The sequence below is a fragment of the Arthrobacter sp. UYCu723 genome, from assembly GCF_054059215.1.
In genome coordinates, this window is the sequence record NZ_JBSSBW010000001.1 from 1,051,687 (window position 1) to 1,067,201 (window position 15,515).

13 protein-coding genes are annotated in these 15,515 nt (G+C 66.5%); 11 read left to right on the forward strand and 2 right to left on the reverse strand.

All coding sequences use genetic code 11. The features are described 5' to 3' along the window. The first annotated feature begins 5 nt into the window (after positions 1 to 5). Positions 6 to 1,784, forward strand: coding sequence for a cobaltochelatase CobT-related protein (locus ACVWZ8_RS04695; protein WP_456503952.1), 1,779 nt, complete (start codon positions 6 to 8; stop codon positions 1,782 to 1,784). A gap of 174 nt (positions 1,785 to 1,958) precedes the next feature. Here ACVWZ8_RS04695 and ACVWZ8_RS04700 read toward each other — a convergent pair whose 3' ends face one another. Both ACVWZ8_RS04700 and ACVWZ8_RS04705 read right to left on the reverse strand, forming a co-directional pair. Next, positions 1,959 to 3,353: an amino acid permease gene (locus tag ACVWZ8_RS04700; protein ID WP_426975965.1), complete on the reverse strand. Its 1,395-nt coding sequence runs from the start codon at positions 3,351 to 3,353 to the stop codon at positions 1,959 to 1,961. A gap of 329 nt (positions 3,354 to 3,682) precedes the next feature. After that, entirely contained in the window at positions 3,683 to 4,627 is a 945-nt protein-coding gene (locus tag ACVWZ8_RS04705; RefSeq protein ID WP_456503953.1) for an Lrp/AsnC family transcriptional regulator, read from the reverse strand. Between the two features lie 247 nt (positions 4,628 to 4,874). Here ACVWZ8_RS04705 and ACVWZ8_RS04710 point away from each other — a divergent pair, with 247 nt between their 5' ends. From ACVWZ8_RS04710 to ACVWZ8_RS04755, 10 genes are all read left to right on the forward strand, one after another. Continuing rightward, positions 4,875 to 5,729 (forward strand): transporter substrate-binding domain-containing protein, encoded by an 855-nt coding sequence (locus ACVWZ8_RS04710; RefSeq protein ID WP_426975963.1) that lies wholly within the window; start codon positions 4,875 to 4,877, stop codon positions 5,727 to 5,729. A 30-nt stretch (positions 5,730 to 5,759) separates the two neighbouring features. Further along, positions 5,760 to 6,488 carry an amino acid ABC transporter permease gene (locus tag ACVWZ8_RS04715; protein WP_456503954.1) on the forward strand — a complete coding sequence of 243 codons (729 nt, stop codon included), beginning with the start codon at positions 5,760 to 5,762 and terminating at the stop codon, positions 6,486 to 6,488. Further along, positions 6,485 to 7,261 (forward strand): amino acid ABC transporter ATP-binding protein, encoded by a 777-nt coding sequence (locus ACVWZ8_RS04720; protein ID WP_426975961.1) that lies wholly within the window; start codon positions 6,485 to 6,487, stop codon positions 7,259 to 7,261. The genes ACVWZ8_RS04715 and ACVWZ8_RS04720 overlap by 4 nt, the downstream gene beginning before the upstream one ends. 137 nt (positions 7,262 to 7,398) lie before the next feature. Next, complete coding sequence (locus tag ACVWZ8_RS04725; protein ID WP_426975960.1) at positions 7,399 to 8,997, forward strand: 5-guanidino-2-oxopentanoate decarboxylase; 1,599 nt, start codon at positions 7,399 to 7,401, stop codon at positions 8,995 to 8,997. A 33-nt stretch (positions 8,998 to 9,030) separates the two neighbouring features. Beyond that, positions 9,031 to 10,701 carry an amidohydrolase gene (locus tag ACVWZ8_RS04730; RefSeq protein ID WP_456503955.1) on the forward strand — a complete coding sequence of 557 codons (1,671 nt, stop codon included), beginning with the start codon at positions 9,031 to 9,033 and terminating at the stop codon, positions 10,699 to 10,701. A 46-nt stretch (positions 10,702 to 10,747) separates the two neighbouring features. Continuing rightward, positions 10,748 to 11,566 (forward strand): pyruvate, water dikinase regulatory protein, encoded by an 819-nt coding sequence (locus ACVWZ8_RS04735; protein ID WP_456503956.1) that lies wholly within the window; start codon positions 10,748 to 10,750, stop codon positions 11,564 to 11,566. Between the two features lie 151 nt (positions 11,567 to 11,717). Continuing rightward, positions 11,718 to 14,123 carry a phosphoenolpyruvate synthase gene (gene ppsA / locus ACVWZ8_RS04740; protein WP_456503957.1) on the forward strand — a complete coding sequence of 802 codons (2,406 nt, stop codon included), beginning with the start codon at positions 11,718 to 11,720 and terminating at the stop codon, positions 14,121 to 14,123. A 257-nt stretch (positions 14,124 to 14,380) separates the two neighbouring features. Further along, on the forward strand, positions 14,381 to 14,932 hold the full coding sequence (locus ACVWZ8_RS04745) for an SRPBCC family protein (RefSeq protein ID WP_426975956.1): 552 nt from the start codon (positions 14,381 to 14,383) through the stop codon (positions 14,930 to 14,932). Positions 14,933 to 15,055: 123 nt separating this feature from the next. Beyond that, the gene (locus ACVWZ8_RS04750) at positions 15,056 to 15,298 is read left to right on the forward strand and encodes a hypothetical protein (RefSeq protein WP_426975955.1); all 243 of its coding nucleotides are present in this window, start codon (positions 15,056 to 15,058) and stop codon (positions 15,296 to 15,298) included. Further along, positions 15,285 to 15,431 carry a hypothetical protein gene (locus tag ACVWZ8_RS04755; RefSeq protein ID WP_426975954.1) on the forward strand — a complete coding sequence of 49 codons (147 nt, stop codon included), beginning with the start codon at positions 15,285 to 15,287 and terminating at the stop codon, positions 15,429 to 15,431. Before ACVWZ8_RS04750 ends, ACVWZ8_RS04755 begins: the two co-directional genes overlap by 14 nt. The last annotated feature ends 84 nt before the right edge of the window (positions 15,432 to 15,515 follow it).

Genomic DNA, 15,515 nt, shown 5'->3' on the forward strand with positions numbered 1-15,515 from the left:
CTCGCATGGCCTCCCTGACGGAACAGACGGCGCAGGCGGATAAGGAACGGGCGGAGACCGCCTCCCGGCACCGCGCAGCCGCATCGCTGCGCCGCCGCAAGCAGACCGTTGAACTGTGCGCCGCGGCCCTGCGCGCGCTCAGCGGGCAGGGTGGCCTGCATTTCCGCGGCCCGGTCCTCTATCGGGAAGGCACCCCGGTGGCGATGCCCGCCCCGCATCTGCACCCGGACACGGACGACGCCGCCCTGGCGTCCTTCCGCGGCGCGGCCGACGGCATGGCGCTGCGGTTGCGGCACAGCGACGCCGCCCTGCACGGCCGGCTCTGCCCGGTGACTCCCACGCGCATGCTGGTGTTCGAAATGCTGGAACAGTTCCGCACCGAATCGTTGACCGATCCTGCCATGCCGGGGGTCCGGGCCAACCTGAACGGCCGTTTCCAGCAGTGGTCCCGGGAGTTCGAGGCATCCACCCAGATCGACACTGCGCTGGGAATCATCCTCTTCACCGTGGCTCTCGTCTGCCGGGCGCGGATCACCGCCGAGCCGATGACCCCGGACTTCGAGGACCGGATCGAATCGACCCGGGCCGACCTTGCCCCGTACATCGGCACCCATCTGGCCGCCCTGCGCCGGGAACGGTTCTCGCAGTCCGGCTTCGCCCGCCATGCCCTTGCCATCGCGGAGACCGTTGCGGCAATCAGCGAGCACCTGGAATCCCGGGATGCGCGGCCGGCCCGCTCCGGCAGCCGGGTGCCGCAGTTCCAGCTGCTCTTCGACCAGGACAGTAACGACGACGCCGTCCCCACCGCCGGATACGGGCACAGCGACGCCCTGCAGGCCGGCGATGGCGGCTACCGGCGGTTCACCACCGCCCATGACCGTCAGTTCCAGGCCGAAGACCTGGTCCGCGCCGAGCTGCTGCGCGGCTACCGGCAACAGCTCGACGACGACATCGCCCGGCAGGGCATCAACGTGCCCAGGCTGGGCCGGGCCCTGGGCGCGGTGCTGTCCACGGCCATCAACGACGGCTGGGACGGGGACGCCTTGGAGGGTCGGCTCGACGGCAGCAGGCTGGCCCGGCTGGTCACATCCTCCGGGGACCGCAGGGTCTTCAGGACTGAACGGATCGAACCCCGGACCGACGCCGCGGTGACGTTCCTGGTGGACTGCTCCGGATCCATGAAGGAATACAGCGCCGCCGTGGCCGCACTGGTGGACGTCTATGCGCGCGCCCTGGAGCTGGCCGGTGCGCGGTGCGAGATCCTCGGCTTCACCACCGCCGCTTGGAACGGCGGCCGGGCCGGGAAAGACTGGATCCGCGCCGGGAGGCCCGCGCATCCAGGGCGGCTCAACGAGGTGCGGCATCTGGTCTTCAAGGATGCCGACACCCCGTGGCGGCGGGCCCGCCCGGGGATTGCCGGGCTGATGAAGAAGGACCTGTTCCGCGAGGGGGTCGACGGCGAAGCCGTGGACTGGGCCTGCGCGCGCCTTCTCAACGGCGGCACCGGGAGCAACGACGCCGCCCGCCGGATCCTGCTGGTGATTTCCGATGGCAGCCCGATGGACGGCGCCACAGCGCTGGCCAACGACGGCCACTACCTGGAGCAGCACCTGCAGGATGTGGTGGCGGCGCACGAGGCGTCCGGCAGCGCGGACATCTTCGGACTGGGCGTCGGGCTGGACCTCTCGCCGTACTACCGGCGGAACATCTCACTGGACCTGTCCCGCGGAACCACCAGCGCCGTCGTCGGGCAGGTCCTGGCCATGCTGGCCGGACGCCGCTGACAACACCGATGCTTTGGGAAGCCGGGCCCTTGGGCGCCGGGCGCCGCTGACAACACCGATCCTGCGCCCAAACCTGCACCCGCTTAAACACAAGAGCCCGCTGCAGGACAGTGCCGCCATTGGCACTCTCCTGCAGCGGGCTCCGTGGGCCGGATGGTTGATCCGGCCTGAAGATCATGTGCGGGCTGCTGCTGGCTCGTTGTCCAGGTCTGTCGGCAGTTCTGCTGGCAGTTCGGCGGCGTCGTTGCCTGCCTCTTCTCCCGGCTTCCTGCCGTGCCGCCGGCGCAGCTCGTAGCCGAGCAGGATGACAACGAGCGTCACGCCGCTCATCAGGAACTGGGATTGGGTGCTGGGAAGAATGGCCATGGCTGCGATCACGGCCAGCATCAGCGCGATGGTTGCGTAGCTCAGCCACGGGAAGAGCCACATCTTGAGCTTCAATGCCCCGGGGTCTTCGCGGTCAAGCCTCTTGCGCAGGACCACCTGTGAAATGGCGATCACCAGGTAGACGAAGAGCGCCACCGCTCCATAGGAGTTCACCAGGAAGGCGAACACCACGTCACCCCACACGTAGACGCAAACCACGGAGATGTACCCCACAGTGGTGCCCAGCAGGATGGCACGGCGAGGAACGCCACCCTTGGAAAGCTTGGTGAAAAACTTGGGTGCGTCACCATTGCGGGTGAGGGCAAAGAGCATGCGCGAGGTGGTGTACAGCGCAGAGTTCAGGCAGGAGAGCACTGCTGTCAGGACGATGAAGTTCATGATGGTGGACACCGCCGGAATACCCATCACGTCCAGCACCGCCGCGTAGGGGCTAACACCAACGCTTTCGGCGTCCCACCTCTGAATGCACACCACAACGGAGATCGAACCGACGTAGAAGGTCACCACCCGGGCGACAATCGAGCGCATGGCGCGCTTGACGGCCCTCTCGGGATCCTCCGATTCAGCAGCCGCTATGGTGATGATTTCCGCGCCGGTATAGAAAGCCACGCACGGTACGACGGCGGCCAGCACCGCCCCCCAGCCCAGTGGCGTGAACCCTCCATGGTCGAACAGGTTCCCCAGACCTGGGGTGGATTCGGGCCAAAGCCCCGTGATCCACAGGATGCCCAATCCCAGGAACACTACGATGGCCACCACCTTGATTGAGGAGAACCAGTACTCGAACTCGCCGAAGGAGCGGGCCGAAACCATGTTCGTGGCACTCAACACCACCATGAGGCCCAGGCTGAGCATCCATAGTGGGACCATGGGGAACCACAGTTGGATGATCTTCCCGCCCGCAATCGCCTCGACGGCCACCACAATCACGAAGAAGTACCAGTACATCCAGCCTGTGGTAAAGCCCGCCCGCTGGCCCAGCGCCTGCCGCGCATAGACGTAAAAGGCGCCCAACACGGGGCGCGCAACGGCCATTTCGGCCAGCATCCGCATCAGGAGCAAGGTGATGAGGCCCGCGATCGAGAAAGAAATAATCGCGGCCGGACCGGTGCTGCTGATCACCACGCCACTGCCGACGAACAATCCGGCGCCGATGACACCCCCAATGGCGATCAGATTCATATGTCGGTTTTTGAGGCCCTTACTAAGACCTGCATTCTCGGCCTGCCGAGGTTCGGCAATGTTCACGTTTCCTCCAAAATTTCTGACGGAACCCGTAGAAGTGCACTTTTGCGCCTGCGCCAAGAGGCGAGACTAGGGTCCACCGGAGGTATCGGTCCGCACAGTCTAACTTTGAGTGATCCCGATCACTCCTCCTGGTGTAGCCCCAAACCTACGGATGTGGCGTGGGGGTGCACAGGGCCAGATCAAGCCGAAAAAAGGGAGCCAGCGTCGGCTGGAGACGGCAAGAGAGCCGCCTTGTGCGGTTCCAGGGAAGTCTTAACGCCTTCCTAACGCCGGCCGGCGCCGTTCGACGGGGAGGGGAAGGCGAAGGGCCTGGTTGCGTCCGGGACGGGCCATTCGTACTTCTCCTTGAAGACCTCAAGGTGCATCCAGGACTCGATCTTGACCACGTCGTCAACCTGCCTGAGCCGGTCGATGAGATGGCGGAGGGTCGCCGCGGAGTCAGCGGCCAGTGTGGCGACCAGATCGAAGCGGCCTATTGTGCGGGCCAGGAACTCGATGCCCGGCAGCGTGGCCATGACATCAAGCACGGAGGCCCCGTCCCCCCGCAGGTTCACGCCGAGCCCCGTCGCGACGTTGCGGGTCCTGCCCCGCCGGTTGTGGGCGGCCCCAATACGGATCACGTGGTTCTCCAGCAGGTAGTTGACGCGGTTCCGCACCGCACTGGGAGAAAGCCCCAGGAGTGGGGCCAGATCCTTGTAGCTCATGCGGCCGTCCTGCTCGAGCTGGCGCATCAGTTGGAGATCGACGTCGTCGACCTTCACGTTCTCCGGCAGCGCATGCCGCGGCATGAAGATGCCCCTGACCACGTCCACATAGACCAGGGTGTTCACGGTCAAGACCCCCGGAAGGGAGCGGATCCGCCCGATCGTGGCATAGAGGTCCACCTGGTTGGGGAGCCGGATTTCGACCACGAGGTTGTGGATGCCGCCCACCCCCAACACCAGCACAACGGCCGGCCAGGAGGAAAGCGCCTCAACGACAGGGTCCGAGGGTCCGTCTGTCTGGATCGACACGTGCGAGATGGAGTGAAGGCCCAGGAAGTCGGGGTGGGTTGCGGAGACGACGCGAAGTGATCCATCCGCCATGAGCGCATCGACCCGGGCCGTGATCGCGGCCCGCGATACTCCGATCTTTTGCGCCATGGCGGAGTAACTGGCACGCCCGTCGTCCTGCAGCAGGGAGAAGATCTGTTCGTCGATGTCGACCATGGCGTACCCTTCGGAACCGCGAGCGGAACTAACTTGAAGAATCTTATCTCGATCGAACTGACAAAAAACGAGGAGCAAACGATAGATTCAGGCTTAAGAGTCACGTTATTGTCGGGCGTCCCAACAAAAGAATCACCAAATCAGCAATGTAACAATTCGATTGCTTGCCACGGCTAGAGCTTGGGACTACGGTCATCTCATCCCCAGTCAGTGTGATCTGCACCACGAACTCGAAAGTGAGATGGCCTTGAAGAAAACTGCCAGCCTCCTCGGCACAGCGATCCTCGCGCTGTCCCTCTCCGCCTGCGGAGGCGGATCCAGTCCCGCCAGCACCGCCTCCACGGCGGCCGCGGTAGAAGCCGCGCCGAGCGGGCTCATCACCGCCGGCCAGCTGAAGATCTGCATCGACCCCGAATACGCCCCGCTAGAGTACTTCAGCAACGGAACCAGCGGAGACATCATCGGCTTCGACGCCGACGGCGCCCGCGCCCTCGCGTCCTACTGGGGCCTCACCCCGACGTTCCAGCAGGCCGCCTTCGACGGTCTGATGCCTGCGCTGCAGGCCAAACGCTGCGACGTCATGTGGTCCGGCCTCTACACGAGCGAGCCCCGCCTGCAGGTTGCCGACGGCGCCAAGTACCTCAACACGGGCCCGGGCATCATCGTCGCCGCCAAGAACAAGGACAGCGTCAAGGTTGCAGACGACCTCTGCGGCAAGACCGTCGCGGCCCAGAACGGCGGGGCCAACGCCGCAACCGTCCGGGCGCTGGGCGAGAAGTGCGTGCAGGGCGGCAAGGGCAACATCAACGTCGCCGAATACCCCAAGGTCACCGAGACGGTCCTGGCCGTCACCAATGGCAAGGCCGACGCCTTGGTGGAAACCGACGTCGCGATTGCGGACATCGTGGCCAAGAGCAATGGCGCGCTGGTCCCCGTGGAGGGGATCTTCCCGACCGACACGACGTTCGGTGTATTCACGATCAAGGGCGGCCCGCTCAGCGAGCCGGTGGCCAAGGCCGTCAAGGCGCTCATCAGCAAGGGGACGCTTGCCGAGCTCGCCAAGAAGTACGGCCTCAACCCCGACAAACTGGTCAAGGGATAGGCCGAATGCCAACGTTGAAGGTGGGACGCCATGCAATTTGATCCGGCCATCTTCTGGGAGCAACTCTTCTCCCTGGAGTACGTGCAGGGCGCCGGCATCGCCCTGGGCCTGGCCGCGCTCTCCCAGATCCTGGCCATCCTGATCGGCTTCGCCCTCGCGGTGGGCCGCATCAGCAGGAACAAGACGGCCCGGGGCATCTCCGGCTCCTATGTCTGGTTCTTCCGGGCAATTCCCACCCTGCTGGTGCTGCTGATCGTCTGGAATGCTGGCCCGCAGCTCATTCCGGCCCTGACGGAAAGCTGGTACACACCCTTCCTGGCGGCCCTCATCGCACTGTCCGTTGTGGAGGGCGCCTACATGGCTGAAATCCTGCGCTCGGCGCTGCTGAGCGTCGATGAGGGACAGCCCCTGGCCGCCCGGGCACTGGGCATGACGCCGGCCCAGGTCATGCTCAAGGTCATCATTCCCCAGGCCACCCGCATCGCGATCCCGCCGACGGGCAACGAGTTCATCGGTCTGGTCAAGTACACCTCCCTGGCCAGTGTCATCTCGCTGCGGGAACTGCTCACTACTGCGCAAGTGGGCGTCTCGGTGACGTTCCGCTACGCCGAGTACTACGCGGCCGCCATCATCTACTACCTCGTCATCGTGTCGATCCTGATGATCCTGCAGAGCTACTTCGAGCGGAAATTCCGCTGGACCACCAAGGCGGCCAAGGTTATCCGGACTCGCCCGGAGAAGGAAGAAGTCATACTGTGAGTGAAGCCTCAGGTCAGCCGATCCTGCGGGTCAAGAACCTGCAGAAAAGCTACGGCCACAATCCCGTCCTCAGGGGTGTCGATTTCGAGATCCAGCGCGGCCAGGTCAAGGCGGTCCTCGGCCCCTCCGGTTCCGGCAAGTCCACCATGCTCCGCCTGATGGCACTGCTCGAGACCGCAGACGACGGCGAGATCTACCTGGAGTCCCAGCGCATCGGGGTGGTGGAACGCAGGGGACATTTCGTGCCGCTCTCCGAACGCGCCATGGCGCACCAACGCGTCGACATCGGCATGGTGTTCCAGAAGTTCAACCTGTTCCCGCACCTGAACGCGCTGCACAATGTCATGGTCGGCATGACCACCGTCCGCAAGACGCACAAGAAGGAAGCCGAAACGGTCGCGCACGAGATGCTGGCCCGAGTGGGCCTGGCCGATCGGGCGCACGCCTTCCCCTCGGAGCTCTCCGGCGGACAGCAGCAGCGCGTGGCGATCGCCCGGGCCCTGGTCATGAACCCGAAGGTCCTGCTCTTCGACGAGCCGACCTCGGCCCTGGACCCCGAACTCGTGGGCGAGGTCCTGGAGGTCATGGAGACCCTAGCCCGCGAGGGCATGACGATGGTCGTGGTGACGCACGAGGTCAAGTTCGCCCAGCGCGTGGCCTCCGAGGTGGTCATGTTCGACGGCGGCTACATCATCGAGCAGTCCGCCCCGGAACAGTTCTTCGGCAACCCGCAACACGAGCGGACCAAAAAGTTCCTCAGCCACGTCCACTAGCCCTCCCGGACCGCGTCCCGCCGGCACCCAGAGGTGCGAACGGTTCACGCCGCCATGCCCCACAGGGCTCCCAGGCAGCTTCAGCGCACCCAAACACGCCCCGGAACCACCACTGAACTGAACGCGGAGAAAGCGACATGAAATTCGGCCAGGCAGCAGTCAAACTCCTCGAGCACTACGACGTCGACACCGTCTTCGGGATCCCCGGGGTCCATACGATCGAGCTGTACCGCGGACTGGGCGAGACCGGAATCCGCTCCATCCCGGCCCGGCACGAGCAGGGATCCGGTTTCATGGCGGACGGCTACGCCCGCGTCAGCGGCAAGCCCGGCGTCTGCCTGCTCATCTCCGGCCCCGGCGTGCTTAACGCGCTGACCCCCATGGCCCAGGCCTGGCACGATTCCGTGCCCATGCTGGTCCTCGCCTCCACGACCGAGACGGCGCTGCTGGGCCGGAACCGCGGCCCGCTGCATGACATCCCGGACCAGGCCGGGCTCGTGGGCAAGCTGACGTCCCCCTCCGTGACCGTGACGGATCCGGAGCAGTACGCCCAGGTACTGGCCGAAATCTGGCATGGCTTCCGGACCGGGCGGCCGCGCCCGGCGCACATCGCGATCCCCATCGACATCCTGGCCAAGGAGGTGGGGACGATCGAGCCGGTGTCCCCGCCCGCTCCGGCGCAGGTCTGGACCACGGCGCAGCTTCGCGAGGCCGCCGAGCTGCTGCGCACGGCCTCGCGGCCCGTCATCCTCGCCGGCGGTGGCGCCCTGCTCGCCTCGAAGCAACTGATCCGGCTGGCCGAACGCTTCGACGCCCCTGTCATCGCCACCACCAACGCCAAAGGCATCATCCCCGCGGACCACCCGCTCTCCGCTTCCAACCAGCTGCCCTTCTCCGGGACGCAGGCTGAACTGCACGCGGCCGACGTCGTCGTCGCCATCGGCACCGAATTCTCCGAGACCGAGACCATCTACACGGGCAGCCCCGTCCGCATCGGGGGCCGCATCATCCGCATCGACGTGGACCCCGCCCAGCTCAACGTCCCCTTCGCCGCCGCGGTGGGACTGGCCGGCCGCGCCGAGACCGTGCTGGCCGCGCTGCTCGACGCGACGGCGGAACTGCCGCCCGCCGCCCACGACGGCGCCGCGCGGGCCGCCGCCATGCGCTCGGCGATCGAATGGGTCGACGCCTCCCGGGTGCACATGCCCTGGCTGGACGCCCTGGCCGAGGCGACGCCGCCGGACACCATCACCGTGCTGGACTCGACCCAGCTGGCCTACACGGCCCAGCAGTACCTTCCGCATTCCACCCCCGGCACCTGGATCGCCAGCTACGGGCTGGGCACCCTGGGTGCGGCCATCCCGATGGCCGTCGGCGCCCGGATCGCGGCACCTGACAAGCACGTGCTCGCCATCGCCGGCGACGGCGGCTCCCTCTTCACGCTGACCGAACTGGCCAGCGCCGTGGACCGCGGGTCCCAGCTCACCGTGGTCCTGTGGGACAACGCCGGCTACGGCGAAATCCGGGACTCCTTCGACCGCGCCAACGTGACCCGGATCGACACGGAGGTCACCGCCGTCGACCACGTCAAGATCGCCGAGGGTTTCGGCGCCCGCTCCTCGCGGGTCGAGGACCCCGAGGCCTTCGGCCGGGCCCTGAAGGAAAGTTACGGGCACGACGGCGTCAGCGTCATCGTCGCAACCGCCCCCGACATGCCGGCCGGCATCCGCCGCTAGCCTCAGCCACCCCTGCAAAGCGAGGTCAACAACATGCGCAAGCTTCACCACCTGGAAGCATCCCCGCTGGATGCCGTCAGCACCATTTTCACGGGCGCCACGGTCCACACGCTGGACCCGCAACTGGGCCGCGCCGAGGCGTTCCTGGTCCACGGCTCGCATGTGGCCGCGGTCGGCACCGAGGCCGAGTGCCGCGCAGAGGCCCGCCGACGGTGCCCGACCGAACCCGCAGTAGTGGGCCTGGCGGACAAGGTGGTGGTTCCGGGCTTCATCGACCCGCACGCCCACCCGCTCATGTACGGGCAGATGATGAGCTGGGTGGACTGCGGCCCCGCGAAGGCGGCCAGCATCCCCGAGATCGTGGCTCTGCTTCGCGAGGCCGCTGAGCGTCCCGGCACCACCCCCGTGCGCGGCTACGGCTACGAGCACAGGAACCTGGCGGAGGGCCGGCATCCGCGCAAGGAGGAACTGGACCAGGTCGCCACGGACCGCGAAGTCTATCTCATGAACGCCAGCGGGCACGGCGGCGTCGTGAACAACTACACGCTCGCCCTGCATGGCGTGGACCGGGACACCCCCAACCCCGAAGGCGGCGAGTTCTTCCGGGACGCCGACGGCGAGCTCACGGGTGAGCTCTCGGACGCGGCATGCAACATTTTGACGGGCGTCGACGGCGTCAAGGTGGGCCACCACGGCCCGAACTTCCACCTCGAGGACGAGCCCGAGGAGCACCTGCGCCAGCTGCGCGCGGCCCAGGAGAAGTTCCTGCGGGGCGGCGTCACGAGCATCGGCGACTGCCAAGTGAGCCGGCGCGAGCTGGACATGTACCTTCGCCTGTCCGCCCGGAACGAGCTCAAGACCCGGGTCAGCATGTACCTGCTGTCCCACCTGCTCGAGCAGGCCATCGAGATCGGCATCCACGGCGCCTTCGGCAACTCCCACCTGGCCGTGGGCGGCATCAAATTCTACGCCGACGGAACGCTCGGCGGCTGGACGGCGTACTTCCCCGACGGCTATGTGGGCGACCCGTGCCGCACGGGCCAGCTCTACCATGAGCCGGGCGAGTACACCGAACTCATCACCCGGGCGCATTCCGTGGGCCTCCAGACCGCCACGCACGCGCAGTCCCCCACCGCGATCGGCATGGTTCTGGATGCGATCGAAGCCGCGCAGGCGGCCTTCCCCGCGTCGGACGCCCGGCACCGGATCGAGCACTGCGGCCTGCCCAGCCCGGAGCAGATTGTGCGGATGAAGGAGCTGGGTGTCTACCCCGTCAACCAGCCGCAGCACTACTTCAACTGGGGCGAAGGCGTAACCGAGGCGATCGGCACCCCCGGCGAAAGGTTCAACCCGCTTGGCGAGTTTATGGCGGCCGGCGTGCCGGTCACGCTCAGCTCCGACGCGCCCGTGGCCGAGCCCAAACCCCTCGAGGCCATCCAGGCGGCGGTGACCCGGGTGACCCGGCAGGGTCACCGGCTGGGAGCGGACGATCTGCGGATCACGGCGGAACAGGCCTTGGCCGCCCACACGATCAACGGCGCCCGGGCCCTGGGCCGCGAGGACGAGCTGGGCAGCATCTCCCCCGGCAAGCGCGCGGACTTTGTAGTGCTCAGCGCCGACCCACTGGCCGTGGCGGCGGGGGACATCTCCAGGATCGCCGTCCTGGAGACCTGGGTCGACGGCGCCCGAGCCTACGCCATGTAGTCCCCGGGATTCCCCCACCCGGTGCGCCCTGGTGGAGAATGCGTTCATGACCAATGACGATCTTCGGCCTGTCTACTTCCTTTCGGACAGTACCGGCATCACCGCGGAGACCCTCGGCAACACCTTGCTGACGCAGTTCCCCGCGAACAATTTTGACCGCATTACGATCCCCTTCATCACCACTGTTGAGCAGGCGAAGTCCGTCGTCCGCACCATCGACGAACTGGCCGCAAGCGGCCTGCAGCCGATCGTCTTTTCCACCGCTGTCGGCAGCGACATCCGCCAGACCCTGGCGGCGTGCAAGGGCATCATCGTGGACCTGATCGGGACGCATGTCGGTCAACTGGAGCGTGCCGTCGGCACCGCGGCCAGCGGGGAACCTGGCCGGGCCCATGGCTTGGGCAATGCAGAGCGCTACCAATCCCGGATGGCCGCCGTCGAATACGCCATGGAACACGACGACGGCCAGAGCCTGCGCGCGCTGGAAAAGGCACAGGTCATCCTGGTGGCCCCGTCCCGCTGTGGCAAGACACCCACCACCATGTACCTGGCGCTGCAGCACGGGATCTTCGCCGCGAACTTCCCGCTGGTGGATGAGGATTTTGAGCGGGAGGGGCTCCCCAGACCGCTGCGGCCTTTCGTTGAGAAGTGTTTCGGCCTCTCTTCCAACCCCCTGCGGCTGAGCCAGATCCGCACGGAGCGCCGCCGCGGCTCACCGTATGCGTCGCTGCGCCAGTGCGGCTTTGAGCTGCGCAGCGCCGAGCAGTTGTACGTCTCCCACGGGATTCCATACCTGAATTCAGCCACTGTGTCGGTGGAGGAAATGGCAGCCACCATCCTGCAGCGCATGAAGCTAAAGCATTAGGGAAAATTTTCACAATCATTGTGTGTCGGAGCTCATGTGGAAAGACGGCTCCAGACCTGTCACTGTGGAGAGGAAATTGCGCCCATCAACCGGTAAACCCGCACGAGGGGCGGCGCACATGCATGCCACCATCTGCAAAGGAGCAGCAACCATGACGACAGACATCCTGTGGTTCTCAGAACTCGGACTCAAGGATCTGGATCGAGTAGGCGGTAAGAACTCCTCGCTCGGCGAGATGGTGCAGAATCTGACCTCTGCCGGTGTCCAGGTGCCTGACGGCTTCGCCACGACAGCGGACGCCTACCGCAGCTTCCTGGCCGACTCCGGCCTGGACCAGAAGATCGCCGACCGGCTGGTGGGCCTGGATACCGATGACGTGACGGCACTGGCCTCGGCGGGCCAGGAGATCCGGTCCCTGATGCGTCAGACGCCCTTTCTGCCGGACTTCGAAGATCAGATCCGGAACTCCTACCGGACGCTGGTGGACAAGCACGGCGGCTCCGAGGACCTCTCCTGGGCCGTCCGCTCCAGCGCGACGGCGGAAGATCTCCCCGATGCCTCCTTCGCCGGGCAGCAGGAAACCTTCCTGAACGTCCGCGGCATCGAGAACATCCTGCTGGCCATCAAGGATGTGTTCGCGTCGCTCTACAACGACCGGGCCATCGCCTACCGCGTGCACCACAAGTTCGAACACGCCGAGGTGGCACTTTCAGCGGGCATCCAGCGCATGGTGCGCTCCGATGTCGGGGCTTCCGGCGTGATGTTCACCATGGACACCGAATCCGGATTCAACGACGCCGTCTTCGTCACCTCCTCCTACGGCCTCGGCGAGGCCGTCGTCCAGGGTGCCGTCAACCCGGATGAGTTCTACGTCTACAAGCCCGCGCTGCAGGCGGGCCGCCCGGCCATCCTCAAGCGCGGGCTGGGCGAGAAGGCGCTCCAGATGACCTACACAAGCAACCGCGAGGTCGGCCACACCATTGACTTTGTACCGGTCGAGGCTTCGTTGCGGAACCGCTTCAGCCTCACGGACGACGACGTCGAGCAGCTGGCCCGCCACGCCGTCGCCATCGAGAACCACTACGGCCGCCCCATGGACATCGAATGGGGCAAGGACGGGATCGACGGCGGCCTGTACATCCTGCAGGCACGACCGGAAACCGTGCAGTCCCGCCGGGCGACCGGCAGCCTGAGCCGCTTCCGCCTCAACGGGACCGGCCGGGCGCTGGTCGAGGGCCGCGCCATCGGCCAGCGCATCGGCGCCGGCAGCGTCCGCATCCTCACCGCGATCGACCAGATGGCCGCTTTCAAGACCGGCGACGTCCTCGTCGCCGACATGACCGACCCGGACTGGGAACCGATCATGAAGCGCGCCTCCGCCATCGTGACCAACCGCGGCGGACGCACCTGCCACGCGGCCATCATCGCCCGGGAACTGGGGATTCCGGCCGTCGTCGGCACTGGGGACGCCACAGATGCCCTCTCCGACGGACTCGAGGTGACCGTCTCCTGCGCCGACGGTGAGACCGGCGTCATCTACGAAGGACTCCTGGACTTCAGCGTCGAGGAAACCGAGATCACCCAGCTGCCCGAGGCCCCGGTCAAGGTCATGATGAACGTCGGCACCCCGGAGCAGGCGTTCACCTTCGCCCAGCTGCCCAACCACGGGGTGGGCCTGGCCCGGCTCGAGTTCATCATCAACCGCCAGATCGGCATCCACCCCAAGGCGCTGCTGAACCTGGACGATCAGCCGGCGGAGGTGGCCGCGGAAATCCGGGAACGGATTGCCGCCTACGACGGCCCGCGTGATTACTACATCAAGCGCCTGGCCGAAGGTGTGTCGACCATCGCCGCGGCGTTCGCCCCGGAGCCGGTGATTGTGCGCATGTCCGACTTCAAGTCCAACGAGTACGCCAACTTGATTGGTGGACCCGCCTACGAGCCGCATGAAGAGAACCCGATGATCGGCTTCCGCGGCGCCTCACGGTACCTGGAACCGTCGTTCCGGGACTGCTTCGACCTCGAGTGCGAGGCACTGTCCTTCGTCCGCAACGAGATGGGCCTGACCAACGTCAAGCTGATGATCCCCTTCGTGCGGACCCTGGACGAGGCCAGCGGCGTCATTGAACTGCTGGCGGAAAACGGACTGCGCCGCGGCGAAAACGGCCTTGAGGTCATCATGATGTGCGAACTGCCGTCCAACGCGCTGCTGGCCGGCGAGTTCCTGGACCACTTCGACGGGTTCTCCATCGGCTCGAACGACATGACCCAGCTGACCCTGGGCCTGGACCGGGATTCCGCGATCGTCGCCGGCAGCTTCGACGAGCGCGATCCGGCCGTCAAGAAGCTCCTCAGCATGGCCATCAAGGCCTGCAAGGAGCGCGGCAAATATGTGGGCATCTGCGGCCAGGGACCCAGCGACCACGCGGACTTCGCCCAGTGGCTGGTCGAGGAAGGCATCGATTCCGTCTCCCTGAACCCGGACACCGTGGTGGACACCTGGCTCCGGCTCGCCGGCGCGGCAGCCGGCGGTGCAACCGGCGGCGCAGCGGACTGACGGCACGCCGCTAAGGCCGCGGAACAAGGCGCAGGCCTGTCCCGCGCCCCGGCAACACCCCGGTCTTCGGACCGGGGTGTTCCTTTTGCCTGGCAGCCCTGTGACATTCATGGCTCGCCAAAGCCACCCACGTCAGCCTGAACTAGTACTACGGACCAGATCGCCGCCGGACCCGAGGCAATCCAGGCGCAGGCAACCCAGGCGGCAGGCAATCCAGACGCAGTCAATCCGCACGGAAGAACAGGCAGGAGTCCCCGATGGGCAGCGCCGACTACGAATTCCAGACCGTGTGGCGGGTGGCCGGCACTGCGGAGGAGGTCGCGGACGTCCTCGGCGATGCCACCACCCTTCCCCGCTGGTGGCCTTCCGTGTATCTGGGCGTCCAGGCTGCACCCGGCGCGGGGAACAGCACCGCACCGGGCATCCCGAGGCCCGTGGCTCTCCACACCAAGGGGTGGCTGCCGTACACGCTTCGCTGGACGTTGACCGTCACCGAACCGGTCACCGCCCGCGGATTCGCACTCACCACCCGCGGAGACCTGAACGGAACAGGCCGCTGGACCTTCGAGCAGGACGGCCCCGAAACCGTCATCACCTACGACTGGCGCGTCAGCGCGGCCAAGCCCCTGCTGCGGCGCCTGAGCTGGCTGCTGAAACCGGCGTTCGCAGCCAACCACCGCTGGGCGATGGCCCGCGGACAGGAGAGCCTCGCCCTGGAATTGCGGCGCCGTCGGCACGCCGCTCAGCCGTGGGCCGTCCCGCCGCCTCCGCCCCCCACGTTCCGGCGGGCGGCCCGCCGCGATCCTTAGCGGCTGGACGCCTGCACAACAACAGACCCTCTCCGCCGTGAGTTGGTCCATTGAACCGCCGGCATCTCACCGGGTTAGCTAAGTCACAACAGCGTTCTCCACCACTGACCTCCAGGAAGCATCGTGACTTTGCAGCAGAACCGGGCCACCCGCAGCCCAGACCGTTGGGACGACGTCCAGATCGGTGACCGCGTCCAGCTCCGGCGGGAAGGCCACCTCGAGCTCATCGGCCGGGTGGACAACCGGACCGCCGACGGCGCCGTCGTGTGGGTGATGCCGGATGGTGGCACCCGGCAGCTGTTCCACGCAGCCGATGGTTACCAGTTGACCGTCGCTGCGGAGGGAACGCACCATGAGGACAACTAGCACCACCGGACAGCCTGGCGCCGGGGCCCTGGACATTGCCCGCGGTCTGCCGGCCCGTGCGGCGGCGTGGCCCGCTGTCACCGACTCGTGCCCCGAGGATTGCCACTACTGCTCAGGACCCGAGACGGACTAGCAGCAGCTGCACGGCTGGTTTGACCTCGGTTGATGCCCGGAAATCACAATCGGGGCATCAATCCGGCTCCGCCGCCGTGGCGTC

What these genes read in the sequence shown, in the direction of transcription:
- ACVWZ8_RS04725 (WP_426975960.1), top strand. Translation starts at nt 7,399, where the DNA reads ATGAAATTCGGCCAGGCAGCAGTCAAACTCCTCGAGCACTACGACGTC.
- ACVWZ8_RS04745 (WP_426975956.1), top strand. Translation starts at nt 14,381, where the DNA reads ATGGGCAGCGCCGACTACGAATTCCAGACCGTGTGGCGGGTGGCCGGC.
- ACVWZ8_RS04730 (WP_456503955.1), top strand. Translation starts at nt 9,031, where the DNA reads ATGCGCAAGCTTCACCACCTGGAAGCATCCCCGCTGGATGCCGTCAGC.
- ACVWZ8_RS04735 (WP_456503956.1), top strand. Translation starts at nt 10,748, where the DNA reads ATGACCAATGACGATCTTCGGCCTGTCTACTTCCTTTCGGACAGTACC.
- ppsA (WP_456503957.1), top strand. Translation starts at nt 11,718, where the DNA reads ATGACGACAGACATCCTGTGGTTCTCAGAACTCGGACTCAAGGATCTG.
- ACVWZ8_RS04695 (WP_456503952.1), top strand. Translation starts at nt 6, where the DNA reads ATGGCCTCCCTGACGGAACAGACGGCGCAGGCGGATAAGGAACGGGCG.
- ACVWZ8_RS04715 (WP_456503954.1), top strand. Translation starts at nt 5,760, where the DNA reads ATGCAATTTGATCCGGCCATCTTCTGGGAGCAACTCTTCTCCCTGGAG.
- ACVWZ8_RS04755 (WP_426975954.1), top strand. Translation starts at nt 15,285, where the DNA reads ATGAGGACAACTAGCACCACCGGACAGCCTGGCGCCGGGGCCCTGGAC.
- ACVWZ8_RS04705 (WP_456503953.1), bottom strand. Translation starts at nt 4,627, where the DNA reads ATGGTCGACATCGACGAACAGATCTTCTCCCTGCTGCAGGACGACGGG.
- ACVWZ8_RS04700 (WP_426975965.1), bottom strand. Translation starts at nt 3,353, where the DNA reads ATGAATCTGATCGCCATTGGGGGTGTCATCGGCGCCGGATTGTTCGTC.